This window comes from Daejeonella sp., assembly GCF_037719425.1.
GTDB lineage: Bacteria > Bacteroidota > Bacteroidia > Sphingobacteriales > Sphingobacteriaceae > Daejeonella.
Map to the genome: position 1 here is coordinate 1 of NZ_JBBJNI010000014.1, position 24823 is coordinate 24823.

Below are 24823 nucleotides of genomic sequence, written 5' to 3' on the forward strand. Positions count from 1 at the left end.
ATGCATCTGCGGCAGCTGTAACCGTGATATTCGCCGAACCATCAAATGCAACTCCATTAATCGTCCTCGATGTTGCTAGTTTTGAAGCGGATGTTGCTGTTGCCGCATTTCCGGTAACACTACCTGCAATAGGATTTGTGACAGTCAGGTTTGTCAGGGTTCCAACCGAAGTGATGGCTGGCTAAGCTCCGGCGGTAACCGAAGCAGCTGAGCCAGTTACACTTCCAGCAATGGGATTTGTCACTGTCAGGTTTGAAAGCGTACCTACTGATGTTAATGATGAATTTAAAACGTTCGCATTTAACGTTGTGCCGGTCAACGCTGATGCATCTGCAGCAGCAGCAATTGTGATATTCGCCGATCCATCAAATGCTACTCCGTTGATCATCCGAGGAGTTGTTAATTTCGAAGCACTTGTTGCTGTTGCAGCATTTCCGGCAACACTACCTGCAATTGGGTTTGTAACAGTTAAATCAGCTAAAGTTCCAACAGATGTCAATGAAGAAGTGACTACTGAATGGCTTAATGTTGTTCCAGTTAGTGTTCCAGCAGCCGAAGTTCCCGGAAGTATAATGTCCGCGGAACCATCAAATAACACCCCGTTTATATTACGTGCAGTTGCTAATTTGGTAGCTGTGCCCGCATTTCCGGTAACACTTCCTGCAATAGGAGCTGTAACAGCTAATCCGCTAAGAGTACCTACAGAAGTGATCGCAGATTGTATCGGGTTAGTAACTACTAGCGCTGAATTAAGGGTCATATTTACCGGCATCCACTGCGTACCATCCCAGCCTAATACCTGCCCTGAGACGGGATTTGTTGATGCTACATTATTGCCATTAAGCTTATTCGCGTTCCATATTGCAAAAGCATTTTTAGCGGATATTAATACTTTAGCACCGGTATTATTTACTGTGATCGTAGTTTCATCCCCTTCAAAAGCAACAGCTCCTACTTTACCATTCATGGAAATCACAGATCCCGTTTCTCCGGCAAAACTTACCCAATTATTTGCCTGACGAACATAAAACTTGCTGTCCGCAATATTGTACACCATCATCCCATTCTCTGGTGTTATAATAGCTGTCAAACTTGTGATTCGTGGAATCAGTATGGCTTTATCAGTCCCATCTACCTGAAAGGCAATATTAATGTTGCTTATCGTAGCAACCCCGATGGCAATGCCCGCAGAATTGAGGATTTTCTTATTGTTCATCTCCAGGTCCTTGGTGGCAATTTGGTCGCCCATATTATCTCCAAGCCTGACTTGCCGGCTTTGCCCCTGAACAGTATTAAGGGCTCCAACTAATAAGGCTGATATTGAAGCGTAACGAAGGATTCTTGGTAAAAAGTATTTCATAGACTGGGAATTGGAATGCTTTGGTTTTTGATAAATGTATTCGCTATAAAGCGGACAATCTTATTTCAGTAAAACTATTTTGTATTGTGTGCCAATGATTGTAACGGGCTCTGACTGATAATTTGCAAAACGGATACTTACTTCATTTGCAGCACTAACCCAGGAGTTGTAGATGGAAAAATCAGGAGTGTCTTCGGTAATGGCAACGATTGCAATATCACCTATAGCGGCCCCCATAAGTGCAACCTTTACAACGCCTGTACTGTTAGCCTCTATGACAACATTTCCGCCTGATGATGAGGTAAAGTCTTTCGCTTTTTCAATGGTTGCTGTCGGTACTTGAATGAAGCTTTTAGGCTCCCAGTTTGTACCATTCCATGTAAGGACCTGTCCCGAGGCAATACCTGGGGTTGCTGCTATTTGCGTTGCAGGGTCAACTTTACCGGGGATAGTTCCAAGGTTTAATGTACTTGGATCAAAACCAGGCCCTCCAGGAATACCTGGTGTAGACGCCGTCACTCCTGTAAGAAAAACCCAACCGCGATTTCGTCTAACATATAAACCATTTCTAGGGGTCTTTTCAAGATAGATCAGCATACCATCTGATGGGTTAAGTGCATTAATAGCCACTGTATCCTGTAACCTGGGAAGTAAAAGACCTTTTGTTTGGCTCTCAAGCTCAAGAATCGAAGAACGTTGAATCTGCTCAGGATTGGTTCCAATCTTCACCTGGGCAACAGAAGCCTTAAAACAAAAGAAACCGACCATTAAGATCAGTATGAATTTGATGTTTAAATTACTTCCCTGAGGCAGTGAGGGTAATTGTTTATTTTCCATATGATTTAAAAATATCGTGGTGATAAAGCCGTCCTCCCGTTAGAGATTTCGTACCTTAAAATAACTTCATGCGAGCCTTTGGCAATTATATTGAGTCGGGATATACTATGATCATATGCGTAACCCGCATACAATTCCGGTAAAATCCTTAGATTAATTATACCTACAAGCGCACTTTTATTACGGTAGGATACGCCAAGCCCCAACATATCTGCGATCCATAAATTTGAATTGACGTCCACAGAAACAGGGCTTCCAACCAAACCTCTCACAAGCACCGAAGGCTTAAAAACAAAATTGTCGTTAAGGAAAAACACATATCCGGTATTGAAATAGATGTGCATATTTTGCTTTATATCCCCAAGACTAGTAGCGTTATTCTTCTTAAGATTATGTCTTATCAGGTTGGGAAGGGAAACCCCTACAAAGAAAGTTTCAGTGTTAAAAAAGATTCCCGTTCCAAAATTGGCTTTCGAAGAATTTATAACCTGGCTGAAGCTCGGATCATTTGGATCGATCACATCGATTTTCGTAAAATCGGATTTGAAGTTCATTATCCCTGCCTGAAGCCCTAATGCCAGTGTAGAAAAACTTCCTACCGGAACTTTGTAAGCATAGGCAGCCTGTGCACCGACGGTTTTTGTGATCTCGTCTCTGTCATCAACCACTTTGATGCCCAAGCCAATTCTTTTATCCGGAATCGGCATGTCAACGGAAAGAAAAGTGCTTTGAGGTGCAGTCTTAAAACCAGTCCATTGCTTGCGGTACATGGAGGTTATCTGAATGGATTCTCTTGCGCCGGCATAAGCAGGATTGATTTCAAATGTGTTGAACATATACTCGGAGTACAGCGGCAACTGCTGCGCTGAAAGCTGCATTGAGAAGCAGATGGATAAAAATATCCCCACCGTCAACCTCCAATATATATTTTCTCTATTCATGCATTACCGATTGATTACGAGGTAACCTGTGATAGGTTTTTCCGTATTTATATTCAAAATGTAGTAATAAGTGCCATCGGGAAGCTCATTGTTGACCAAACCCTTCTGATTACCAATCCCGTCAAATGTGTTTTTGTAATTTCCGTCTCGGAAAACAAGTGTTTGCCACCTGTTGTAAATGTCAAGTCTAACCTGGTCCGTAGGTTTAAGATTTTCAATAATGAACTTCTCGTTCAGACCGTCATTGTTAGGCGATATACCTTCAGGGATTCTCAGTCCTGATGTAGCTGTCGCTTTCCCTGTCGATTTGGCGAAATATTCTCTCAGTCCAACGCCAGTTATTCCCGTACGAGTATGCACATATGCATTTGGAATTGCCGTTCCGGAGGTGATGGAACCTGCTGCAATTGCAGTAGGAGCAACTTTGTCCCATGATTCTGTGGACGCCACATATCGGCTCAAATAACTTGTTGATCGATTTGCTGCGAAGTTGGGTCCCTCGTCGTTCGCGTGATGCTGCGTATTTAAAGCCAGAACGGCTGTTGGATCATTGATAGAAAAGGAAACACTCCAGGTTTTAGGAACAAAGGTCACGTTATCAGGAATACCCAATACGGCTTTGCTATAAACATTGTCAAACACCCTAACCTTGATTTCCTGCGCAACACCCCGATGGTTCAGAGCTCCGGGGGTATAGCTGGAAAGACCGGTACCCACAGGAAAAACCAAGTCCGGCTGTGCCAAACCTGATGAACTTCTAACAAGAAATCCCCCGTTGGTTCCAGAGCCGGTAACAACGAACTTGTCTTTGTTAAAACCCGTGATCGTTGCGTTCGATCCCAATATTGCATTCCTGTTATTCAAAATAAGATGGCCGGTATCGAAATGCAAATTTCCACGTACTACCAGGTCGGCACCTTCGAGGTTTACATTTCCGGAATTGGCAATAGTTAGGTTGGGAAAACCCGTGTTTGCCTGAATATTCTGACTTTCGATATACTGTGCTGAATTTGTAAGTGACTGGAATCTGAAAATGCCACCCTGACCATTAACACCACCGGTGCTTTCATCCATGATCCTGCCTGCCGGTGTATTGGTCCAGCGTTGTCCAAAAAAACTAATAACTGAATTTCGATGAGTGACGAAAGAACCCGCGTTTTTCACGTCAGAAAAAATCCCTACAGTTTCGCCGGAATGAACTGCAAACGCGTCACCCGACTGAAGAGAGATTTGAATCAATTCCTGCGCTTGGCTAAGCGTAGAAGCGAGAAATAACACTATCAAGAAAATGGAAAAAACTACTCGTCTAAAATGCTGCACCTCAATTATCTAACTACTCTTAATCTTCTGTTAATCATCCGCGCGCGTAATAAAGCCATAATCGTACCAGCAGGTCCATTTTCACCCTCAGATGAAGGATAATAGGAATTTTTTCCGAAGATCTCTGCTTACGCCTCACAAAGGCTATTTCCTCATTAATATGAAATTTATAATTCAATTACCGATGAGGAGAATCGGGATAAAACTCCCCAATGTGGGCAATTTATTACCCGCTAAAATCAAGGTTTTTTTAATGGATTTGTTATAGACCAAACTATTTGATAAACAGGTTGTTAAAGAAAAAACCAAACACAAGTAATTATGAAAACTTCAAACATATTTTTAGGCGGACTTATCCTGTTCGCAGCTTGTACAAACAAACAACAGGAAGTTGTTCCAGGAACTTACGTAGATCTTAATTCCGGCGACTCTGTTCAGGTAATTGTTGACCCTGTAACTGGCTATGCGATCAATAGCAAAAATCAAAAACCTGTGTATTTATATGTTGATAACAACCGGGATACAATCTTCACAACAGGAGCGGTTGTTAACAATAAAATAACCCGTGTTGACGACGATTATTATCAGATTGACGATACAAAAGTGACGGTGGAAGATAAAGATGTAATTATAAAATATGACGATTATAAAAAGAAATTTGATGGCGATGACTATAAAGTAAAAGACGATAATTACAAGTTAAAAGTAGAAGGTGACGGAGATTCAAAATTGAAAGACGGAAATTACAAGAAAAAAGTATCCGAAGATGGTGATGTTAAGATTAAAGATGGTGATTCGAAAACCAAAATAGAAGATGGAGTAGTAAAAAAGAAAAACTAATAGATCTAACACTTTCGTTAATAATCACAGTTTTAAAATTCAAGTTAAAACAAAAAGAATCATAACCTGTTAAATAAACATCCAAAAACTAAACGATAAACACATGAAAAATCTAATGAAAATTCTATCATTTGCGGTGATCAGTTCGGCGGTTGTTGCCTGCACTAACAAAAACGCAGCAGACGGAGACACTGACACTACTATGATGAGCGAATCGACCGAAATGACGACCTCAACAGCTAGTGTTGTACCAGGAAGCTATAGGAATTTAAGCACCGGTAAAACTGTTTACATCATAGCAGATCCGACCACAGGATGGGCCGTTGATAGCATAACGAAAGTTCCGGTTGAGTTTTACATCGATACAACAGGTGATACAATATTTCAAACCGGTGTGGTCGTGAACAATGCAATCATGAAAAGCGATGGAAAATGGATTCTTGATGAAACGAAAATCAAGCGTGACGGAGACGATATTAAGATAAAAAATGAGGACGGCAGCAAAGTAAAAATCGAGGCTGACGGTGACATGAAAACTAAAAGTGCCGATGGAAAAATTAAGGTAGAAGGCGACACTGTTAAGGTTAAGCCAAAGAACTAATCCATCAAATATATTCTCACAGAAAGCCTCCTCTCTTGAGGGGGCTTTTTTATTTTAAAGAAGTCCATAAACAACTAAACCTCAGCTAATTGTATCCTCTTTGAATTTTCCAAATGAAGACAGTATCAGGACCAGCATTCCCATAAAAATAAGGAAAGTAAACGCAGTTTTTAAGTCGGTTTCACCCGCTAATAACCCGACTATGGGAGGTCCCACCAGCAGGCCGAAAAACCCAATGGTAGTGACTGTTGAGAGGGCTTGACTGGCTGGCATAGTCGTCGATTTACTGGCTGCACTGTAAGCCAACGGGACCACAGAAGATACTCCCAAACCGACGATCAAAAACCCAGTTATTGCGGGTATTTCTTGAGGAAAAATCACCGATATGAGTAAGCCCAAAACGGTAAGTGATCCGCTCAACTGCAATACCCTTTTTACTCCAATCTTGTGGGTCAGCCAGTCGGCAATGAAGCGTCCAGAGGCCATTGCTATCATAAAGGCAGTGTAGCCCGCTCCTGGCTCAGCCTTTACTATTTTAAGGAAGTAAACACCACTCCAATCGAACATTGTCCCCTCGCAAATCAACGAACAAAAAGCTATGACCCCAAGCTTCAAAAGAGGTCTGTCAGGCATAACAAACTTCAGTCCGTCAGCATTTTGCCCATCGTCCTTTGCAATCAGATTCCCATTGCTTAACGCGATGATTAACAGCATTATGACAAGTATCAATAAAAAAAGATAAGGCGGACTTATGCCATAACCCATCATGACGGTTCCGATAGCAGCTCCAGCGAAGCCGGCAAGGCTCCACATACCATGAAACGACGCCATCACGGGCTTGTTATAGCTTGCTTCTACGCCAGCGGCTTGTGTGTTAACAGCTATGTTCAGAAGGTTGCTAAAAAATCCAAACGCTAATAAAACACATACAAGGCCGGCAAGACCCTGGACTATCCCAATAGCTAAAAGAAGGAGCGTATAGATCATTGCGGATACGATTACAACCTTTCTACTTCCGAAACGGTTAATTATCGACCCCGAGAACGGGAGACAAAGAAACAATCCGGCAGGCAATGCGAACAGGACCAGACCCAGGACGCGGTCAGATATATTTAATTCTTGTTGTATGGTAGGAATCCTGGAAGCCCAGCTGGCGAAGGTTAGACCGTAAGCGAAAAAAATAGCACTAACTGCAAATCGGCTTTTACGCCGACTCAGTTCTTTAGAATAGGTAGACATCGTAAAAGGGAAATAATATCAAAAAAAGAGCTACCAATTAGGTAGCTCTTTGGGTTTTAAGGCCTTAAACTTTAATCTCTACTTCGACTCCACTTGGAAGCTCAAGTTTCATCAGAGCATCAACCGTTTTAGAGTTGGAACTATAGATATCCAACAAACGTTTGTAAGCACACAACTGGAACTGCTCACGTCCTTTTTTATTTACGTGTGGTGAACGAAGCACTGTGAAGATCCTCTTTTCAGTTGGCAATGGAATTGGTCCACTAACTACCGCACCCGTAGGCTTAACGGTTTTAACGATCTTCTCAGCAGATTTATCTACCAGATTGTAATCGTAAGATTTTAATTTGATTCTGATTCTTTGGCTCATTTTTGTCTGTTTATGGTTAACGTTAGAGCTATTAGTAACGGTAACCGGTTTATTTTTAGAGCCAAGAACCTAGAATCAAGAATCAGGACAAATATCCCCGGTCTTGGATCTTGGTTCTTGGTTCTTGGATCTTGATTCTTGATTCTTGGCTCTTGATTCTATTATGCATTCGCTTTCTTACCCTTCACTTTGGCAACAACCTCTTCCTGAACGTTCTTAGGAGCTTCAGCATAGTGATCGAATTCCATTGTAGAAGTTGCACGTCCTGAAGTGATCGTACGTAACTGAGTTACATAACCAAACATTTCAGAAAGTGGCACAGTAGCCTTAATAACCTGAGCACCCGCACGGGTATCCATTCCCAAAAGCTGGCCGCGACGACGGTTCATATCACCGATAACATCACCCATGTTTTCTTCAGGAGTAAGGATCTCGATCTTCATGATCGGCTCCATCAATACTGGCTTACATTTTGGCAATGCTTCACGGAATGCAGATTTAGCACAGATCTCGAAAGACAGTGCGTCTGAATCGACCGCGTGGAATGATCCGTCGATCAGACGAACTTTCATATCCTGTAACGGATATCCTGCAAGAACACCATTAACCATCGCAGCTGCAAAACCTTTCTCTACAGAAGGAATGAATTCACGTGGGATTGAACCACCAGAAATTTCATTCACAAACTGAAGACCAGTTTTACCTTCATCATTCGGAGATATGATAATTTGTATATCAGCAAATTTACCACGACCACCCGTTTGTTTCTTATACGTTTCACGATGTTGTGTAGTTCCAGTGATCGCTTCTTTGTAAGATACTTGAGGAGCTCCCTGATTTACTTCAACCTTAAATTCACGTTTCAAACGGTCCATAATGATGTCCAGGTGAAGCTCACCCATACCAGAAATTATCGTTTGTCCAGTTTCGTCGTCGGTTTGAACACGGAAAGTAGGATCCTCTTCAGATAATTTACCTAAAGCCATACCTAACTTATCTATGTCAGCCTGAGTTTTAGGCTCGATCGCTAAACCGATAACCGGCTCAGGGAAGTTCATAGACTCTAATACAATTGGGTGTTTCTCATCGCAAAGCGTGTCGCCTGTTTTGATGTCCTTAAATCCAACAACAGCAGCAATATCTCCTGCTCCAACATTAGGAATAGGATTTTGCTTGTTTGCATGCATCTGGAAGATACGTGAAATACGCTCTTTATTGTCAGAACGCATATTGTGCACGTAAGAACCTGCTTCCAGGTTACCTGAATACACACGTATGAAACACAAACGACCAACGAACGGATCTGTTGCAATCTTAAATGCTAAAGCAGCAAATGGTTCCTTTTCACTTGGCTTGCGAAGAATTTCTTCGCCAGTTTCCGGGTGAGTTCCAACGATACCTTCAACATCCATTGGCGAAGGAAGTAATTCCATCACGTAGTCAAGCATAGTTTGAACGCCTTTGTTCTTAAATGATGAACCACATACCATCGGTACGATCTTCGCATCAAGAACTGCTTTACGCAATGCATCAAGAACTTCACGCTCAGTGATGGTTTCAGGAGCTTCGAAGAATTTTTCCATCAAAGTCTCATCATACTCAGCAACAGATTCCAGTAATTTTTCTCTCCACTCGGTAGCTTCTTCAACCATATCATCGGGGATAGCCACTTCAGTAAAGGTCATACCTTTATCATGCTCATTCCAAACAATACCACGGAAGTTGATCAGATCAACAACACCTTTGAATGAATCTTCAGCACCGATGGGTAATTGCAATGGAACTGCATTAGAACCTAGCATGTCTTTAACCTGCTTAACAACTTTTAAGAAGTCAGCACCAGAACGGTCCATTTTATTAACGAAACCTATGCGGGCAACGTCATAGTTATTTGCAAGTCTCCAGTTGGTTTCAGACTGAGGCTCAACACCGTCAACTGCAGAAAACAAGAATACCAACCCGTCAAGAACACGCAATGAACGGTTTACCTCTACGGTAAAATCCACGTGTCCCGGAGTATCGATAATATTGATGTGGTAGGTTTGATCTCTGTATTTCCAGTCAACAGTTGTTGCTGCTGAAGTAATCGTGATACCACGCTCCTGCTCCTGCGCCATCCAGTCCATCGTTGCAGCACCATCATGCACTTCACCAATTTTATGGCTAACACCAGAGTAGTAAAGGATCCGCTCAGTAGTTGTAGTTTTACCCGCATCAATGTGAGCAGCGATCCCGATATTTCTTGTGTATTTTAAATCTCTTGACATTATATTGTTTCCTGATTAGAATCTAAAATGAGAGAATGCTTTGTTAGCTTCCGCCATTTTGTGCGTATCCTCTTTCTTCTTTACTGCAGCACCTTCACCTTTTGAAGCTGAAATGATCTCTCCGGCCAATTTCTCAGTCATGGTTTTTTCACCACGTTTACGAGAGTAATTGATCAGCCATTTCATTCCCAAAGCTATTTTACGCTCAGGACGAACTTCTGTAGGAACCTGGAAGTTTGCACCACCTACACGGCGGGATTTAACCTCAACAGCAGGCATTACATTATTCAAAGCTTTTTTCCAGGACTCTAACCCGTTTTCGCTTGTTTTTTTCTCTACTAATTCAACTGCGTCGTAGAAAATAGAGTATGCGATAGATTTTTTACCGTCATACATCATATTATTTACAAACCTGGTTACCATTACGTCGTTAAACTTTGGATCAGGCAGTAAGATTCTCTTTTTTGGTTTTGACTTTCTCATGTTGCTTTCCTCCGTTTAATTATTTCTTTTTACCCTTAGCTGGTCCGGCTGCTGCCTGTCCAGGTTTTGGTTTCTTTGTTCCATATTTAGAACGACGTTGGTTACGACCAGCTACGCCAGACGTATCTAAAGCACCACGGATGATGTGGTAACGCACTCCAGGTAAATCTTTAACACGACCACCACGGATTAACACGATCGAGTGCTCCTGTAAATTGTGACCTTCACCAGGGATATAAGCATTCACTTCTTTTCCATTGGTTAAGCGCACACGGGCAACTTTACGCATTGCTGAGTTTGGTTTTTTAGGGGTAGTGGTATACACACGTGTGCACACTCCTCTTCGCTGTGGACAGCTGTCCAACGCTGGGGATTTACTCTTATCCACCAGAGCTACTCTACCTTTTCTAACTAATTGTTGGATTGTAGGCATTTTTTCCTTTTAGTGTTTATTTGTTTTTAACCTGAATGAGCTTGTTATAGCTTTCATTTAGGGACTGCAAAAGTACGAACTTATTTTTGATATTCAAGAGGTTGAAAGGAAAAAATTGACAATGGACAATGGACAATGGCTGTTCGGTAACCTCATCCGATGACTCGAAGTCATCAGATGATTAAATGACGAATATTGCTAATCCTAATCACTTTCAAGCTAGGCCTTGTCTAAAACAAAGAAGATCCAATTAATGTAATGCTAGAATTATATAGATGTTTTTTGGAAAGCGAAGCCTGTGCCTGTCGGTTTGGGCAGCCCGGCTTTCCGCTGTAGCCCTCGGTCGTGCCTCCCTCGGGGCTGCCGCTGCAAGCCGGTTTATTCTAACGAAGCTTAGTTCTATTGAAATCCGCTACTAAACGCATTTATACCACTGGGCAAATGTCATTCTGACAACGAAATATTCTAATTGTTGAAGCTAGTTATTTTATCTATACGTCGTTTTACCTTTAATTTGTTCATTTTGGCAAAGGATTGCTTCACCACTCACAACTGAGTTTTCATAGACTTTTACATTCCCGGAAATTTTTACGTTATCACGAACACAAGCTTTTCCAAATACCTTTGTATACCCACTAATTTCTGCATTCCCTAGAATTTTTGCATCACCAAAAATCCTAGCATTATCAAAAATCTTTACATTATCTTCAATCCTGGAAAAGCCATAAATTTTAGCTTTACCACTTATAATGATTTTTTTATCTTGAAAATTATAAATGGACGTTATGCAAGCATAATCATATACTTCTGTGAAATCCAATATATCTATCTCACCACCGCCTCTCCCATTTATAAACGCCTCTCCGTAAATCTTTGCAAAGTTATAAATATTGACACTTCCAGAATTAGTATCATTTGGCATGTCTATTCCAAAAACTTTTGAATTATCGAGTACTTCAACTGAATCATAAATTCCAACATTCCCATATATTATGGCATTCCCATATGCTCTTACTTCTCCAAATATACCTGCACCATTAGAAATAACCGCGTTCCCATATACCATTGCATCTTCAGCAACCCTTGTATTAGAGCCTACAATTTTCGCATTATCGAAAACTTTTGCAAATCCACACAACATTCCAAATATTTCACTATTTCCAAATGCACTGGCATCATCATAAACATGACCTAAAACTAATGAGTTTCCATATATTCTAGCATTCCCTCCAACAGTACCAAATCCTTCAATTATGGCATTCCCCCATATTGCGGCATTGCCAGATATTTGTGCATTGCCTCTAACTATAGCATTCCCATATATCTGAGAATTATCTTGAATAATAGCTTGATCTTTTACTATCGCATTTCCTGAAACGCAAGCTTTTCCTGAGACACAACCGTCATTCGAAACCCAGCCGTACCCTCCAAATGAATAATCTTCAGCTAAATTGTCTAAACTCTCTACAAATCCTCCTAAATCACCCCTTCTGATCTCATGTTCAGGAATGTCAATAGTTGCTTTGATTCTAAATAATGTTGAATTTAAGGCACTTTTCTCTTCAGTTAATTCAAAATGTTTTTCCATTTAATGATTCACAATTGCTTAAAAGCCCTAAATGTACAAACTGTATCCAGCATACACTTCTGAACATTTATAGCGCGATGATTTAAAGTCCTAATTATAACACATGGAATTACACATATTAATTAACATGATCGGTATACTCTACTACGATTCGAATAGTTCTAAAACCAAAAAATGGAGCTCAAGAAGCCGCTGTTGTAAAAGAACTTCTTACGTATTACTATTCTGAAAAGACTTTCGTTTTAGCTCGTTAATTCCCAATGATGATTAGATAAGACAGAATTTATGACGACCAACTTCGATTATTTAATTTACACCAATGGAGCCACATCAACCAATGCTTCCATTTTCCTCGCTCTTTCCCAATTATCTGATAGCTCCTTTTGATGCAGAGCTGCCCATTCAATCACTAGGCCGAGTACTCTAGGAGGCAAGTGACCACTATACAATTCAAGTTTACTTATGTCAATTAAGGCTTCGAATTCTGAATAAACCGCATGAAAATGAGGCGGATTGTGATCCCGGTAAAACATCCTGATAATAATTCCAAGGAAGCTACTAATTTGAGGCATAATGAGGAGATTGAAAAACCTCTTCTGGCGACTTGCCCAATAATTCCGCATAAATCGTTAAGGCATCTATTTCAAGTTCTTCGGACCATGCAATAGAGTAACCTGTTGTATATACATTTGAAAATAAGATTTCATCTCGTAATTCCTGAAAAATTCCTTTTTTTACAAGTTCAGTCAGGTCAATTATTCCATTTACACCATCTTCGAAAGAAACATCGATCCTATATCCACGCAATGACTTTACTTTAATTACTTTCATATTCAACGGGCATTTTTCAAATTTACAAATTTTGGCGTTAATGTTTAGAATTTCAATCCTTAAAAACCTCATCCAAATCCAGCTCAAACCCTGAAAGCACATCTGAGTTAACTCGTTCACCTAATGTAAATAACTTGGAAGCCTGATATTTACCTTCTGCATTGAGCGTGTATTTCAGAAATGTTTTTTCACTGGGACTTACAACCCAATACTCTTTTACTCCGAACTCCTCGTAAACCTGATATTTGTTGAAGAGCTCCTTTTTATTATTGCCTGGCGACAAGATCTCAACAACGATGTCAGGGGAACCAATGCAGCCTCTGTCATCCAGTTTTGCCAGATCACAGACCACGCAGAGGTCGGGTTGCAGAACTGTATAAATATCATTGTCAGCTTTACTTCCTGTATGAAACCGGACATCAAAAGGCGCGGTGTAAACCTCGCATGTCTTATTTCTTAAATAGTGGAAAAGAAAGTATGAAATTTTTCCTGAAATCTTCTGATGAGGCCGGGAAGGTGCACCCATTTTATAAATCTTTCCCAATATCAGTTCGACACGATCATCGAACAGCCAATTTAAATAACTGGCATAGCTATACGTTAAAGACAGGTCGATATCTTCCAGCGATACGACCTTGTTCTTGTCATTAGTTTCCTTATAGGAAAGATGCTCTGTCATTTTCCGTCAAATTAACCATTAAATACCTCATCCAGATCCAGTTCAAAACCAGGAAGGATCTCCGAATACACTTTTTCACCCAGCGTGAATAACCTGGATGGCTGATATTTGCCGATTGAATCCAGCGTATATTTCAGGAAGGTTTTTTCCATGGCGCTCACAACCCAATACTCCTTGACTTCGAACTCTTCGTAAATGTTGTATTTATTAAGAAGCTCCTTTATATTGTTCCCCGGTGAAAGAATTTCAATTACGATATCCGGCGCTCCAATACACCCACGGTCATCTATGTTCGAGGTATCGCAGATGACGCAAATGTCAGGCTGCAAAACAGTATAGATACATTTATCCGCTAAACTTTCTTTAGGAAAGCGGACGTCAAAAGGTGCATAATAAACCTTACATGACTTATTTTTCAGGTAATGATAAAGAGAATAAGATATGCTGGCGGATACCTCCTGATGTAAGGGAGACGGCGCAGGACTCATTTTAAACACCTTTCCTTCGATTAGCTCCACACGATCATCGAATAACCACGTAAGGTAATTGGCATAACTGTAAGTTAAAGACAAGTCAATATCCTCCAGTGATAAAACCTTTTCATTTAAATTATGATATGGCCCTGACATTGTGCATGAAATAAATGATTCTCAAATTTAATTAAATCCGATGCTAATTCCTAAAAATCTTAGTTAACGGTATTTTTTCCTTATGAAATTTTAAGACATTTGTGAACTAAGCTGGCAAAACGCGTGTCGATTGTGCTTTGTTAAAAAACTCCCTGTCGTGAAAATAATTCTTACTTAAAATCCGCAAGCTTAATCCTCTATTGTATTTTTGCAGTATAAAATTATCCTTCATGACACAATCCATTAAAGAACAAATCAAAGCGCTTATAGGATCTCCAGAATTATCTCAAACCGATTATCGAAAAGCAAGAGCGATTTACATTAACGGCAATTGCCAGATATTGAGCCGCTCTGCACGGGGTTTTGACGTTTTGGTGAATGATGACGATGAGGATAACCTTGAAGCAAATATTCTATATTCTGAAGAAGAAAGCCTGCGTTATTTTCGTGATGGAAAACCTCTCCCCTGGGATAGTTATGGCCTGGCAGCATTAATGCAAATAGACGAGGAATTGGCAAAACCGCAACATACAATTGCTTTAGAAGGGAAACGATATAGCCGTGAAGGGATGGCAAAACGCGTGTTGAAAGAGCGGAAAGCGAAAGCTCTAAAAGCAAAATACACTATACGGTTTGCCGATAATATTTACGGTGAGCACCTGCTGATCAATGAAAAGGGTACGCGTTATAAAATTACGCTCCGCGATTTCGAAAATGAAACCGGCTATACTGATAACCCGGACCTTAAAACAAATAAACTGGGCACCACTAAACATATCATATTTGCATTTGATGCACTCAAGGCCCAGCCGGAAACATACAACAACCTGAGCAAATTCTATCCTTTTGTAGAAATTTATCTTGACCCGCTGAACGATTACCGCATAACCTGGCATTATCCGCACAGTTTGAAATCTGAAACTGCAGCTTTAATTACCAAATATTTTGGCGATAAAAAACATATCGAAGAAGACGCAGTTAAAGATTTTCTCACCTTTATCAGGGAAGCCGCAGAGCAGCCACAAATCCTGATAAGGCCGGAAGTAGAGGAAAAAATAAAGAAAGCCTGGGACAGGGAAATGCTTGAAGTAGTAAAGAAAGAAGAAGAATTAGATTTTTCACTTTTAAAAGGCACTTTATTTCCCCTATCAGCAGGAAGGAGTGACCTTTGCCACCTTCCGCGATGGCGCCGTCATTGCCGATGAAATGGGCCTCGGCAAAACTATTCAGGCTATAGCAACGGCAGTAATGAAGAAAAAGCTGTTTGGCTTTAAAAAGACCCTTATCATTTGCCCTGCTTCTTTAAAAGAACAGTGGAAACAGGAAATTGAAAAATTTTCGCATGAAAAAGCCGTAGTAGCAGAGGGACTTCCGGAACAAAGGGCCAGCCTGTATCGCAATAGTGATGCTTATTTTATCATTGCTAATTACGAAACCGTATTACGCGACTGGCGGGAAATGAACCGTATGGAAACGGATTTTATAATTTTAGATGAAGCGCAGAAAATCAAAAATTTCTCTACCATTACTGCGCAAAGTATTAAGCTGCTGGAAAAGAAACATGCTTTAGTAATTACCGGTACGCCTATTGAAAACCGCCTGATAGACCTTTACTCTATTATCCAGTTCATTGACCCTCAATTTTTAGCTCCTTTATGGGAATTTTCATACCAGCATTGCTATTTTGACGAAAACAAGGCTGATAAAATTACCGGTTATTACAACCTGCAGCAATTAAATGAGCGGTTGAAGTCCATCCTGATAAGAAGGGAAAAGAGAAGGGTGCTTAAAGAACTTCCTCAGGTTACAGAAATTACGGTACCTGTCGCACTGCACCTGGAACAGGAAGTATATCACGCCAGCTATGCCAAGGGTATTGCGGCCATCCTGCGGAAAAAATTCATCTCTCCGTTTGATCTCCAAAAATTGATGCTGCTGATGAATAGCATGCGCATGGTATGCGACTCTACTTTTCTGGTTGACAAGGAATCATATATCTCGCCCAAACTTCATGAACTGAAACATATTATCCTTGAGAAATTAGACCTCAAAAACCATAAAGGTAAGGTCATAATCTTCTCAGAATGGATCACTATGCTTCACCTTATTGGCAAAATGCTGCATGAATGCGGCATCGGCTTTGCCCTGTTAAGCAGCCAGGTGGCTGTAAAAAACCGAGATAAATTAGTGAAGAAGTTCGAAACCGATATTGACTGCCAGGTGTTTCTTTCGACAGAAGCAGGTGGTACAGGCCTTAACCTGCAGGTAGCCGAAACGGTCATCAATTTTGAGCTGCCCTGGAACCCTGCAAAAAAGAACCAGCGCATCGGCCGTATAGATCGCCTGGGGCAGCTAAGCAAGCAGCTTACCGTAATAAACTTAATCACCAAAAATTCAATTGAAACAAAGATTGCATCGGGTTTAACCCTGAAACAAAACCTTTTTGATGGCGTGTTAAAAAACGAAAACGGCCCTGATGAAGTTGATTTTTCCGCATCGGGTAGAGCCCAGTTCCTACAGGAACTGGAAGAAATTATGAACGGATTTATTGCTCCTGATACCTCCCGGGAATTAGATACTGTACCTGAAGCCGAAACCCTGATGGCAGAAGAAATCCTTCAGGATATTGTTTCCGAAGAGGATAGTCCGGATATAGTATTTGCTGGGGAGCGTACAGAAGCGCAGGAAAGCACCGCAGCTATTGAACAACAGGAAAAAATGCAAACTATGGAAAAGGTAATGAACCAGGGAATGGATTTTTTGTCGGGTATGTTTAAAATGGCTACAGGAAAGGACCTGGGTTTTGAAGGCCAGAAAATAGAAATAGACAAAGAAACAGGAGATGTCGTAATGCGGTTTAAAATGCCAAAGATGTAAGCAACGGAATAATCAAGAATACTCCCCAGTCGGTAAAGGAATTATATACCCGAATATTCTGTAGGATGCAGAAGGATAGTTTCATTTTTTGACACCGTATTCTTGTAGTAATCCATCGCAGCAAGCTTTTTCCATTCAGGATCAACACGAAATGCATCCCAATGCGCATTTCTGGCAGCCATATCTTCAAAGGTTGTCATATACATTAAATTGGGCATTTTGCTGCCTGCAATAACACTTCCATAAAACACTGCATTGAAACCCAATCTTTTGAAAAGAGCAATTTCACCACCCTTGTTGAACATCTCTACCTTTTTAGCATACATTTTTTCAGTAGGGCCTTCATAGCTTCTTAACTCATAAACACGTTTTTGAAGTTCGTTTTTTAAAGCCGGGATCTGCATGGCAGGCATATCGTCAAACGCTTTAATGAAAATAGATTCCATCCTTTGATAAGGAGCCTTATTGTAAACAGCTTCCAGATACGACTTACCGTCATTATTGTATGATGCGTCTTTAACTAAAAGTTCCGATGCACCAATGTAGTTTTTTGCAGACTTAAATGGGATTAAAACATAGATTCGCTTGTCTTTTACTTCCCCATTATTTATCGGCTTAAAAACGCCCACATTTCTTATACCCTGACGATTCATCGCAGGCATAAAAGCATTTTTTAAATACTCATCAATTACGGCTTCCTGACCCTGATCTTCAAAATGATAAACCTTTATTTCATAAAATGGTGTCTTTCTTGATTGGCTGAAAAGCTCAGAAGCAAAGATCGAAATCAATAAAATAGTTAGTGCAGCAGTGAATTTAGACGTTTTCATACTATATAAAACTTGTTTGCAATAAATGTACAGTTAAAATATTCAAGGGAAGACACGAATGAAGCTTTCAAACGAGTGTTATAATTTAGCATCATTTACTTCGATCCAATATCCATCCGGATCCTGAAAATAAATTTGAGATACTCCGTCGGGCCGTATCGTTGGGGATTTGCTATCACCTTTCATATTGATACGATCAATTTTATACTTATCGAGAAGCACTATAAATTCTTTTACAGATTTTACACTGAAACAAATGTGTGAACTTTTTTCATGAGGAGTGATTTGCTTTGCACCTTCAATGAGATGAAGCTGACTATAATCTCCAATTTTAAACCACGTGTGCTTTCCATCGTTAAACGGCTCAGGTGTTATTTCCAATTCCAAAACATCTCTATAAAATCGGGTGCTCTTTTCAAGATTAAAGACATATAAGGCAATATGATTGAGGACAGGTTTGTGCTTGACCTGGGCAACGACACCTGACTGCGTTAGTAGCACACAACTAATTAAAATGGCTGAGTAGTATAAAATTTTCTTCATTAACTTAAAATAGATCCTCTGTATACAACATTTCTTTATTTGGTTGCCGCAAACTTGATAAATTCAGTTTTGACCTGATCATCGGATAGATTACTTCCTGAGTGAATTAGTATTTTATACCGAAAAGTTACGGATTGACCTGCTGGCAACTTAAAGTTCAGCACGTCTTTTCCAGCACTCATTTCTTTCTGACCCAACGGATTAGCAGCAAATAATCCGTAACCGCGGGCATGCCAATAAGTTGGATAACCTACATTTTGAGGATGGTCTAAAATTACCAAAGACACTGGTTCTCCTCCGATAGTTGAAGTAAGGTTTACCCAATTACCGCGTGTACCCCACACATCATCCCCTTCTTTTCCTTCACTGCTGCGATATTTACCTGTTACACCTTCATTATTGAGTTTGGCTACATTTGTAGTTTTACCTCCTGCATCGGTAAATATTTCTGCCTTTTTTGAAGGATGCTCTAACTCTCGGGCTAGTCTTATTCCAATAAGTCCTTCTTTGTTGTCTTTAAAGGCAACTTCTTCTCTTAATGCTCTAAGTGTTGTAATTCGCTCTATGGCACGTGTAGTTCCAGCTTCACTGAAAATAAACTTAGTCTCTTCACTAAGCAATTTCGTACCATCTGGCTTCTGCCAATCCATAGAGACCTCCAATTCTGCACTGTTGTTACCATTAGTCATTTTTGTTACGGTTCTGTGTTTTATCGTACCGTATCCGCTTTTCCTGTCTGCGGGTATATCAGTCGAATTATTCCAAAAATCCAAACCGTTGACGTCTCCATAGTTAAACCATAATCCGACATGATGCGGGTGATCTACACGCTCTCCGGGACGAGGATCCATTGGCCATCCACGTGTAACAAGAGTACCTTTAGAAGTACTTAAAGGATATAGAACTGGCTTCATTAATACATCAGGATATATATAAGACGTAAAAGGTCTACCATCAATAGCGACGTCGATACGCTTACCGTCTTTATTTTCAGTAAGCGTAAAACGTTCTTTTTTACCTTGAACCATCTGGGCATTACAACTGATTAAACCAACCATCGCTGATAAAATCGAAAATACTAGAATGAAATTTCTTCCCATATTCAAATATCTATGATGACAAACTCTTCAATCAGAGTTCACCTTCCGAATTGTATGTTATCTCTAAAACAATTAATGAAAAAACATAACCCTGTACGGTTCAGGGTTATGTTTATCTGTGTGAAAGCTTGAAATTAACCAATAACTACCTTTTGCTTCGCATCATTAAAAGTTACCTTTTTCCCAGTTTCCAAAGCCGTACGGGTCATGATGTTAGCTACAGAATGATTATAGCCTGCCTTAACAGAAGCATTTGGTGTTTTCCTGCTGCGTACGCATTCCATCCAGTTACGCATGTGTAGTGAAGTCATTTGATCGCCACCTGTATTTGCACCCGTTTCCATCTTTGCTGCATTAGCTAATGTAGCCGGCTCCAGTAAGTTGGCTTTCATATTCATCTCAGCAGCCATTCTGGCGTTCAAACCTCCTTCAGGAGTAATTTTATTTGTGTCCAGATTAATCATCCCGCCATTAGAGTAGTATAATTCTTTTGTTTCACCGGCAGAGTTATGAAAGCGAGATGAAAACACAACCTGAAAACCTTTACTCATATCATTCTGTGGACCATAATCGAACACCGCAGTCATCGTATCCGCATTTGTACGGCCATCATTCCACTTATAAATACCACCATTGGCAGCAACACTGCGTGGATGATCCAAGCCCGTAAACCAATGCACAGTATCAATCTGATGAGACATCCACTGACCAGGGATACCGGAAGAGTATGGCCAGAAGAGACGGAATTCTAAATATTTTCGCGGATCCCACGCAACCTTGGGCCGATTCATTAAAAAGCGGTTCCAGTCTGTATCTTCCTGTCGGATTTCTTTTACTAATGGCACTCTCCACCTACCCGGCTGGTTGACATTCCAGCACATTTCGACCATGGTAATGTCGCCAAACTTACCTGAACGAATATATTCGTTTGCAGCTATATAATTTGGAGCACTACGACGCTGTGACCCGATCTGAACGATTTTACCGGTTTCTTCTACAGCTTTTAAAATAGCCTTAGCATCGTCCAATGTTTCAGCCATCGGTTTTTCTACATAAGCATCCTTCCCGTTGCGTACGGCTTCAACTCCCATCAGGGCGTGTTGGAAATCCGCAGTACTAATTATAACAGCATCCAGGTCTTTTGAAGCATACAGTTCATCGTTATTACGGAATTTTTTAATTGTTTGGCCCGTCTTTTCTTTTACGAATGCTTCTGCCTCATCCCGTCGACGGTTCCAGATATCCGAAACACCCACAAACTCAAAGTTCAACTCCTTAGCATGGTTCATAAATGAAGGAAGCAGAGAACTTTTAAAACGGCTGGAGAATCCGACAATACCTACCTGTACCCGTTCATTGGCTCCAATTATTCTGGCATAACTCTTTGCGCTAAAGCCCATCGCACCCAAACTTATGGCACCAACACCTATCGAGGCTTTTTTGATGAACTCACGACGTGAATTTTCTGTTATATTTTTCATCTTTTTATTTATTGTTTTTCTTAATGTGATGAATCGATCATTATTTGATAGTACCCGCTGCGGATTTTGGCAAATCATGCTGGTTTCATGTGCAAATAATTTTATTTTTAAAACTTACGGATCTTGATGTTTCTGTAATGAACTTCGTCGCCATGGTCCTGAAGAAGTAAATATCCTTCGGGAGCTTCCCCGAATTTCTCATAGTTTTTATATTTGCTCTTGGCAACGAGTGCACGAAATGAAGTGCTTCCACGCTCATACTCCACTACTTTAGTTCCATTAAGCCAATGTTCTACATGGTTATTTTTAGAAATAATACGCACCTGGTTCCACTCACCAATCGGCTTAGCTTTTTTCCCGTTTGCCGTTATCAGGTCATATAGAGATCCAATTGTACGGTTTCCATTTATACCCATTTTCGCATCCGGATGCAGATTGTCATCCAGAACCTGGTATTCAAGTCCAATAGCGGATCCCGGGCTTTTAGGAAGCTGTTCAGTCACGAAATATTTAACCCCGCTATTGGCCCCGGGAGTTAGTTTAGCTTCCAGGACTAATTCAAAATTGTCGTATTTAGCTTTAGTAATTATATCACCTCCATTGCGGGCTTCTTTGCCATCAGATTTGATGACTACTAATTCTCCCCCCTCTATTTTCCAACCCTGGGATGGGAAATCATCTTTATAAGCCCCACGCCAGCCAGTGGAAGTTTTACCATCAAAGAGAAGAACCCAGCCATTCTTTTGTTCCATGGAACTTAAGGTATTTTGTCTAGCTGACATGATTCCATCGCTCCTACCAGCAGATTGTGATGCAACTTCTTTTTTTGACTGACAACTGATTGCCAGAACACTCAGGAAAAAGGTGATCCCTACACTATATTTACTTTGAAACATATTATTGAATATATTCATAGAATCAAATTTTGATGCCGGCTTTTTGAAGGTAAGCCATCGTAATTTCAGCACACTGGCGAGGTGATTTCTCTTTGTCAGGAACGGAATCCAGTTCTACAATTCCCCAGCCTTTAAAATTTATTGCTTCCAGAGATTTGAATACACCGGGCAGATCAACTTTACCTTGCCCAAGCTCCACAAATGTATAGGCTTTAGGATCGGAACCCCCTTTGGGTCTAACGTCCTTAAGGTGCAAAGCAACTAACTGGTCTTTATAATCCCGTACAGCTTTTACCGGATCACCACCCCCCTGATGATAATGAGCAATATCAAGTAGAAATTTAACATTGCTATCGCAATTTTCCAGAATTGTTTGCACTTCTCCGGGAGTTTCCCCTAATTGATGCATGTGGTTATGATAGGTTGTTTGAATCCCAATATCACTGGTTCTTTTACCAATTTCATTTAAGAGCAGGGCATATTTTTTCAAATCCACCCGACTTGGAACACCATTTTTTGGTCTGGAAGAATTGGTAACCTGGATAAATTTACCTCCTGCTGCCTTTACAAATTTTGCATTATCCAGATGCATTTGAATCACTCCCGCATCATTCCCTGTATTGATATTTGCATTGCCACTTGAAAACATCGGAAAATCCAGTTTGTACTGATTTAACAAATCCTTTATCGCTTCTGGTTTGCTACCATATTCTTTTAAAATATTAGATCTCAGTTGAATTCCTTTGAAACCTAACGAGGAGATATCTTTCATTGCCTGCACATCATTTCCACCCCAGGTGATTGCCGAGTAGCCTACTTTTAGTCCGGGAAGTCGCTGAGCACTCAATACATTAACAGCTTTGCATGAAAATAGGGGCATAGCAATACTTGCCACACCTAACTGGGTTAAAAATCTTCTGCGAGATAGTTCGGAATTCATAGATTAACGAAAGATTAAAATCCTGGGACCTGACAGTTTATTTTCTAACTGTTAGGTCGGCTGGATTATGTATATACACTTTTTAATACCCTGTATTCTGAGGAAAATTCGTTACCCCACCTTCGGTTCTGTCAATCTGATCACTCGGAATAGGACGTAGAATGTGGAATGGTTGAATATTAGGTGCAGCATCCGGATTGTGTTTCTTTACCCGATCTACCAAAGTTCCTGTTCTGACCAGGTCAAACCACCGATCCATTTCGCCCAGTAATTCACGTCCTCTTTCGTCCAGAATAAAATCCATCGTTAATTCCGAAGCGGTTATCTGCATTGCCAGCTCTTTGCCAGGCAATGCGGCACGCTTTCTAACCTCATTGATAAATGTCAAAGCTTCAGTAGTATTCCCTGATTTAAACAATGCTTCAGCCGCGATTAAATAAGTTTCTGCAAGTCGGGCCACCATATAATCGCGTGAGCCTCTTTCTTCCTGAACTGAAGGACGAAGCGGATCTAAAAACTTACTTAATGTTGGAAAATACCGGTAGTTTCCTGATGAGAGTACTTCTGCACGGTCGATAGTCCGGTAATTTTTCGATGCTTTCACAGCGGCTGACACATTAACGGGTGCAACATAAATAGCTGTATCCCCTAACTTCATTCCTGTCGCCAGAGTTGCCGCGTTGTTGGCAAAAAACACTTGCTTGAAAGACCCGTTGTACCGGGAATCTTTGGTGCGGTCAAACAAATCAAGTGTATACATAGTTGGCTTGAAACGCTTAAATGGTCTCCCGTTAGCGATATCGCGTTGAGTTCCTTTGTGTCCTGCATCATATTCCATAATAAAATAAAGATGACCACTGTTGCCACCACCATTAGTTAATAAATCGTTGGTATACTGTACAGCGAAAACTACTTCAGAATGCTCCTGTTTAGCCTGATCAAAAACATCTGCAAATACCGGTAAAAGTTTAAGTCCATAATTGGCGATCACACTTTTAGCAAGGACTGCAGCCCTCTGATAATCGTCAGCTTTTGCGGCCGAAGGGATACTCGCCCTTGTTAAAAGTACCTTTGAAAGCATATGCTCAGCCGCTGCCTTACTTGCCCTGCCATAATCGTTTTGTTTTGCAGGTAATCCTGTAATCGCTAATTCCAAATCTGCAACAATCACATCGTAAACTGCTTTTACAGGAGATCGAGTGGCTGTTGTTTGAATTTCTGTTGTCTCTTTTAAGCTTAAGTGTATCGGGCCATATGTTTGAACCAGAATGAAGTAATAGTGTGCTCGCAGGAAACGTGCTTCTGCAACCCTTTGAGCTTTCAAAGCGGCTGGAACATCTGCAGTCGGAGCGCGGTCAATCACGGTGTTCGTGGTATTGATAGCTCTGTAGAAATCGTTCCATAAGTCCCGGATATATGAGTCTTGGGAATTAAAGCCAGATGTATAATCGTTAATATGCTTAAAACCACCATCTGCTCCTTTAGTATAGGTATCTGTACCGAAGACGGTAAGAGTAAAACCTCTTTGAGTACCGTAGTGGGAACGAAGCGGCTCGTATGAAGCCTTTACTGCATCTTCAAATCCTGCGGCTGATTTATAATACTCTGGGGTGATATTTGAAACTATATCCTCTTCTAATACTTTTTTGCAAGATTGACTTATTAAAGCCAAACAACACATGGTTAATATAATCTTTTTCATCTGTTTATTTTTTGTTTTTTAACTGTGATGAATCTA

Annotated in this window: 26 protein-coding genes; 5 read left to right on the forward strand and 21 right to left on the reverse strand. The window is 40.6% G+C overall.

The window, feature by feature from the left end:
* Positions 1–185, forward strand: a 185-nt coding sequence (locus tag WKF69_RS03285; protein ID WP_340379482.1) for a hypothetical protein, incomplete at its 5' end; no start/stop codon positions are given.
* On the opposite strand, the gene WKF69_RS03290 is transcribed toward WKF69_RS03285, so the two are convergent.
* From WKF69_RS03290 to WKF69_RS03305, 4 genes are read right to left on the reverse strand one after another with little or no spacing between them, the layout of a single operon-like run.
* Complete coding sequence (locus tag WKF69_RS03290; protein ID WP_340379483.1) at positions 182–1360, reverse strand: hypothetical protein; 1179 nt, start codon at positions 1358–1360, stop codon at positions 182–184. The two genes, WKF69_RS03285 and WKF69_RS03290, sit on opposite strands and share 4 nt — an antisense overlap.
* Before the next feature lie 60 nt (positions 1361–1420).
* Complete coding sequence (locus WKF69_RS03295) at positions 1421–2197, reverse strand: hypothetical protein (RefSeq protein ID WP_340379484.1); 777 nt, start codon at positions 2195–2197, stop codon at positions 1421–1423.
* A gap of 5 nt (positions 2198–2202) precedes the next feature.
* Complete coding sequence (locus WKF69_RS03300; RefSeq protein WP_340379485.1) at positions 2203–3138, reverse strand: type IX secretion system membrane protein PorP/SprF; 936 nt, start codon at positions 3136–3138, stop codon at positions 2203–2205.
* 3 nt (positions 3139–3141) lie between these two features.
* Positions 3142–4416, reverse strand: coding sequence for a gliding motility-associated C-terminal domain-containing protein (locus WKF69_RS03305; RefSeq protein ID WP_340379517.1), 1275 nt, complete (start codon positions 4414–4416; stop codon positions 3142–3144).
* Between the two features lie 363 nt (positions 4417–4779).
* Between WKF69_RS03305 and WKF69_RS03310 the strand changes: the two genes are divergently transcribed.
* Both WKF69_RS03310 and WKF69_RS03315 read left to right on the forward strand, forming a co-directional pair.
* Complete coding sequence (locus WKF69_RS03310) at positions 4780–5298, forward strand: hypothetical protein (RefSeq protein ID WP_340379486.1); 519 nt, start codon at positions 4780–4782, stop codon at positions 5296–5298.
* A 115-nt stretch (positions 5299–5413) separates the two neighbouring features.
* Positions 5414–5899 (forward strand): hypothetical protein, encoded by a 486-nt coding sequence (locus WKF69_RS03315; RefSeq protein ID WP_340379487.1) that lies wholly within the window; start codon positions 5414–5416, stop codon positions 5897–5899.
* Between the two features lie 81 nt (positions 5900–5980).
* Here the strand turns inward: WKF69_RS03315 and WKF69_RS03320 are convergent, their stop codons facing one another.
* The 10 genes from WKF69_RS03320 to WKF69_RS03365 all read right to left on the reverse strand — a co-directional run bounded on the left by WKF69_RS03320 (position 5981) and on the right by WKF69_RS03365 (position 14418).
* A complete protein-coding gene (locus WKF69_RS03320; protein WP_340379488.1) occupies positions 5981–7138 on the reverse strand; it encodes an MFS transporter in 1158 nt (385 codons plus the stop codon).
* 64 nt (positions 7139–7202) lie between these two features.
* Positions 7203–7508 carry a 30S ribosomal protein S10 gene (rpsJ, locus tag WKF69_RS03325; protein ID WP_090706153.1) on the reverse strand — a complete coding sequence of 102 codons (306 nt, stop codon included), beginning with the start codon at positions 7506–7508 and terminating at the stop codon, positions 7203–7205.
* A gap of 161 nt (positions 7509–7669) precedes the next feature.
* Positions 7670–9775 carry an elongation factor G gene (gene fusA / locus WKF69_RS03330; protein WP_340379489.1) on the reverse strand — a complete coding sequence of 702 codons (2106 nt, stop codon included), beginning with the start codon at positions 9773–9775 and terminating at the stop codon, positions 7670–7672.
* 15 nt (positions 9776–9790) lie between these two features.
* Complete coding sequence (gene rpsG / locus WKF69_RS03335; RefSeq protein WP_079703558.1) at positions 9791–10258, reverse strand: 30S ribosomal protein S7; 468 nt, start codon at positions 10256–10258, stop codon at positions 9791–9793.
* A 19-nt stretch (positions 10259–10277) separates the two neighbouring features.
* Positions 10278–10691, reverse strand: a complete 414-nt coding sequence (rpsL, locus tag WKF69_RS03340; protein WP_340379490.1) for a 30S ribosomal protein S12 — start codon at positions 10689–10691, stop codon at positions 10278–10280.
* A 487-nt stretch (positions 10692–11178) separates the two neighbouring features.
* Positions 11179–12279 carry a hypothetical protein gene (locus tag WKF69_RS03345; protein WP_340379491.1) on the reverse strand — a complete coding sequence of 367 codons (1101 nt, stop codon included), beginning with the start codon at positions 12277–12279 and terminating at the stop codon, positions 11179–11181.
* Between the two features lie 311 nt (positions 12280–12590).
* Positions 12591–12851 carry a DUF4160 domain-containing protein gene (locus WKF69_RS03350; protein WP_340379492.1) on the reverse strand — a complete coding sequence of 87 codons (261 nt, stop codon included), beginning with the start codon at positions 12849–12851 and terminating at the stop codon, positions 12591–12593.
* Positions 12838–13110, reverse strand: coding sequence for a DUF2442 domain-containing protein (locus tag WKF69_RS03355; protein ID WP_340379493.1), 273 nt, complete (start codon positions 13108–13110; stop codon positions 12838–12840). The genes WKF69_RS03350 and WKF69_RS03355 overlap by 14 nt, the downstream gene beginning before the upstream one ends.
* A 52-nt stretch (positions 13111–13162) precedes the next feature.
* On the reverse strand, positions 13163–13789 hold the full coding sequence (locus WKF69_RS03360; RefSeq protein WP_340379494.1) for a Uma2 family endonuclease: 627 nt from the start codon (positions 13787–13789) through the stop codon (positions 13163–13165).
* Between the two features lie 11 nt (positions 13790–13800).
* Complete coding sequence (locus WKF69_RS03365) at positions 13801–14418, reverse strand: Uma2 family endonuclease (protein ID WP_340379495.1); 618 nt, start codon at positions 14416–14418, stop codon at positions 13801–13803.
* A gap of 230 nt (positions 14419–14648) precedes the next feature.
* Here WKF69_RS03365 and WKF69_RS03370 point away from each other — a divergent pair, with 230 nt between their 5' ends.
* Both WKF69_RS03370 and WKF69_RS03375 read left to right on the forward strand, forming a co-directional pair.
* A complete protein-coding gene (locus WKF69_RS03370) occupies positions 14649–15623 on the forward strand; it encodes a hypothetical protein (RefSeq protein WP_340379496.1) in 975 nt (324 codons plus the stop codon).
* Complete coding sequence (locus tag WKF69_RS03375; protein WP_340379497.1) at positions 15580–17295, forward strand: DEAD/DEAH box helicase; 1716 nt, start codon at positions 15580–15582, stop codon at positions 17293–17295. Before WKF69_RS03370 ends, WKF69_RS03375 begins: the two co-directional genes overlap by 44 nt.
* 41 nt (positions 17296–17336) lie before the next feature.
* Here WKF69_RS03375 and WKF69_RS03380 read toward each other — a convergent pair whose 3' ends face one another.
* The 7 genes from WKF69_RS03380 to WKF69_RS03410 all read right to left on the reverse strand — a co-directional run bounded on the left by WKF69_RS03380 (position 17337) and on the right by WKF69_RS03410 (position 24787).
* Positions 17337–18125: an NIPSNAP family protein gene (locus WKF69_RS03380; protein WP_340379498.1), complete on the reverse strand. Its 789-nt coding sequence runs from the start codon at positions 18123–18125 to the stop codon at positions 17337–17339.
* A 78-nt stretch (positions 18126–18203) separates the two neighbouring features.
* The gene (locus tag WKF69_RS03385; RefSeq protein ID WP_340379499.1) at positions 18204–18668 is read right to left on the reverse strand and encodes a VOC family protein; all 465 of its coding nucleotides are present in this window, start codon (positions 18666–18668) and stop codon (positions 18204–18206) included.
* A gap of 35 nt (positions 18669–18703) precedes the next feature.
* Positions 18704–19768: a PmoA family protein gene (locus tag WKF69_RS03390; protein WP_340379500.1), complete on the reverse strand. Its 1065-nt coding sequence runs from the start codon at positions 19766–19768 to the stop codon at positions 18704–18706.
* A 134-nt stretch (positions 19769–19902) separates the two neighbouring features.
* Positions 19903–21249, reverse strand: coding sequence for a Gfo/Idh/MocA family oxidoreductase (locus WKF69_RS03395; RefSeq protein WP_340379501.1), 1347 nt, complete (start codon positions 21247–21249; stop codon positions 19903–19905).
* Positions 21250–21356: 107 nt separating this feature from the next.
* Positions 21357–22163 (reverse strand): DUF1080 domain-containing protein, encoded by an 807-nt coding sequence (locus WKF69_RS03400; protein ID WP_340379502.1) that lies wholly within the window; start codon positions 22161–22163, stop codon positions 21357–21359.
* 4 nt (positions 22164–22167) lie between these two features.
* On the reverse strand, positions 22168–23085 hold the full coding sequence (locus WKF69_RS03405) for a sugar phosphate isomerase/epimerase (RefSeq protein ID WP_340379503.1): 918 nt from the start codon (positions 23083–23085) through the stop codon (positions 22168–22170).
* Positions 23086–23167: 82 nt separating this feature from the next.
* Positions 23168–24787: a RagB/SusD family nutrient uptake outer membrane protein gene (locus tag WKF69_RS03410; protein ID WP_340379504.1), complete on the reverse strand. Its 1620-nt coding sequence runs from the start codon at positions 24785–24787 to the stop codon at positions 23168–23170.
* Positions 24788–24823 lie beyond the last annotated feature (36 nt).

Coding starts and splice junctions, on each gene's coding strand:
- WKF69_RS03290 (WP_340379483.1), bottom strand. CDS start 1,360: ATGAAATACTTTTTACCAAGAATCCTTCGTTACGCTTCAATATCAGCC.
- WKF69_RS03295 (WP_340379484.1), bottom strand. CDS start 2,197: ATGGAAAATAAACAATTACCCTCACTGCCTCAGGGAAGTAATTTAAAC.
- WKF69_RS03300 (WP_340379485.1), bottom strand. CDS start 3,138: ATGAATAGAGAAAATATATATTGGAGGTTGACGGTGGGGATATTTTTA.
- WKF69_RS03310 (WP_340379486.1), top strand. CDS start 4,780: ATGAAAACTTCAAACATATTTTTAGGCGGACTTATCCTGTTCGCAGCT.
- WKF69_RS03315 (WP_340379487.1), top strand. CDS start 5,414: ATGAAAATTCTATCATTTGCGGTGATCAGTTCGGCGGTTGTTGCCTGC.
- WKF69_RS03320 (WP_340379488.1), bottom strand. CDS start 7,138: ATGTCTACCTATTCTAAAGAACTGAGTCGGCGTAAAAGCCGATTTGCA.
- rpsJ (WP_090706153.1), bottom strand. CDS start 7,508: ATGAGCCAAAGAATCAGAATCAAATTAAAATCTTACGATTACAATCTG.
- fusA (WP_340379489.1), bottom strand. CDS start 9,775: ATGTCAAGAGATTTAAAATACACAAGAAATATCGGGATCGCTGCTCAC.
- rpsG (WP_079703558.1), bottom strand. CDS start 10,258: ATGAGAAAGTCAAAACCAAAAAAGAGAATCTTACTGCCTGATCCAAAG.
- rpsL (WP_340379490.1), bottom strand. CDS start 10,691: ATGCCTACAATCCAACAATTAGTTAGAAAAGGTAGAGTAGCTCTGGTG.
- WKF69_RS03345 (WP_340379491.1), bottom strand. CDS start 12,279: ATGGAAAAACATTTTGAATTAACTGAAGAGAAAAGTGCCTTAAATTCA.
- WKF69_RS03350 (WP_340379492.1), bottom strand. CDS start 12,851: ATGCCTCAAATTAGTAGCTTCCTTGGAATTATTATCAGGATGTTTTAC.
- WKF69_RS03355 (WP_340379493.1), bottom strand. CDS start 13,110: ATGAAAGTAATTAAAGTAAAGTCATTGCGTGGATATAGGATCGATGTT.
- WKF69_RS03360 (WP_340379494.1), bottom strand. CDS start 13,789: ATGACAGAGCATCTTTCCTATAAGGAAACTAATGACAAGAACAAGGTC.
- WKF69_RS03365 (WP_340379495.1), bottom strand. CDS start 14,418: ATGTCAGGGCCATATCATAATTTAAATGAAAAGGTTTTATCACTGGAG.
- WKF69_RS03370 (WP_340379496.1), top strand. CDS start 14,649: ATGACACAATCCATTAAAGAACAAATCAAAGCGCTTATAGGATCTCCA.
- WKF69_RS03380 (WP_340379498.1), bottom strand. CDS start 18,125: ATGAAAACGTCTAAATTCACTGCTGCACTAACTATTTTATTGATTTCG.
- WKF69_RS03385 (WP_340379499.1), bottom strand. CDS start 18,668: ATGAAGAAAATTTTATACTACTCAGCCATTTTAATTAGTTGTGTGCTA.
- WKF69_RS03390 (WP_340379500.1), bottom strand. CDS start 19,768: ATGGGAAGAAATTTCATTCTAGTATTTTCGATTTTATCAGCGATGGTT.
- WKF69_RS03395 (WP_340379501.1), bottom strand. CDS start 21,249: ATGAAAAATATAACAGAAAATTCACGTCGTGAGTTCATCAAAAAAGCC.
- WKF69_RS03400 (WP_340379502.1), bottom strand. CDS start 22,163: ATGAATATATTCAATAATATGTTTCAAAGTAAATATAGTGTAGGGATC.
- WKF69_RS03405 (WP_340379503.1), bottom strand. CDS start 23,085: ATGAATTCCGAACTATCTCGCAGAAGATTTTTAACCCAGTTAGGTGTG.
- WKF69_RS03410 (WP_340379504.1), bottom strand. CDS start 24,787: ATGAAAAAGATTATATTAACCATGTGTTGTTTGGCTTTAATAAGTCAA.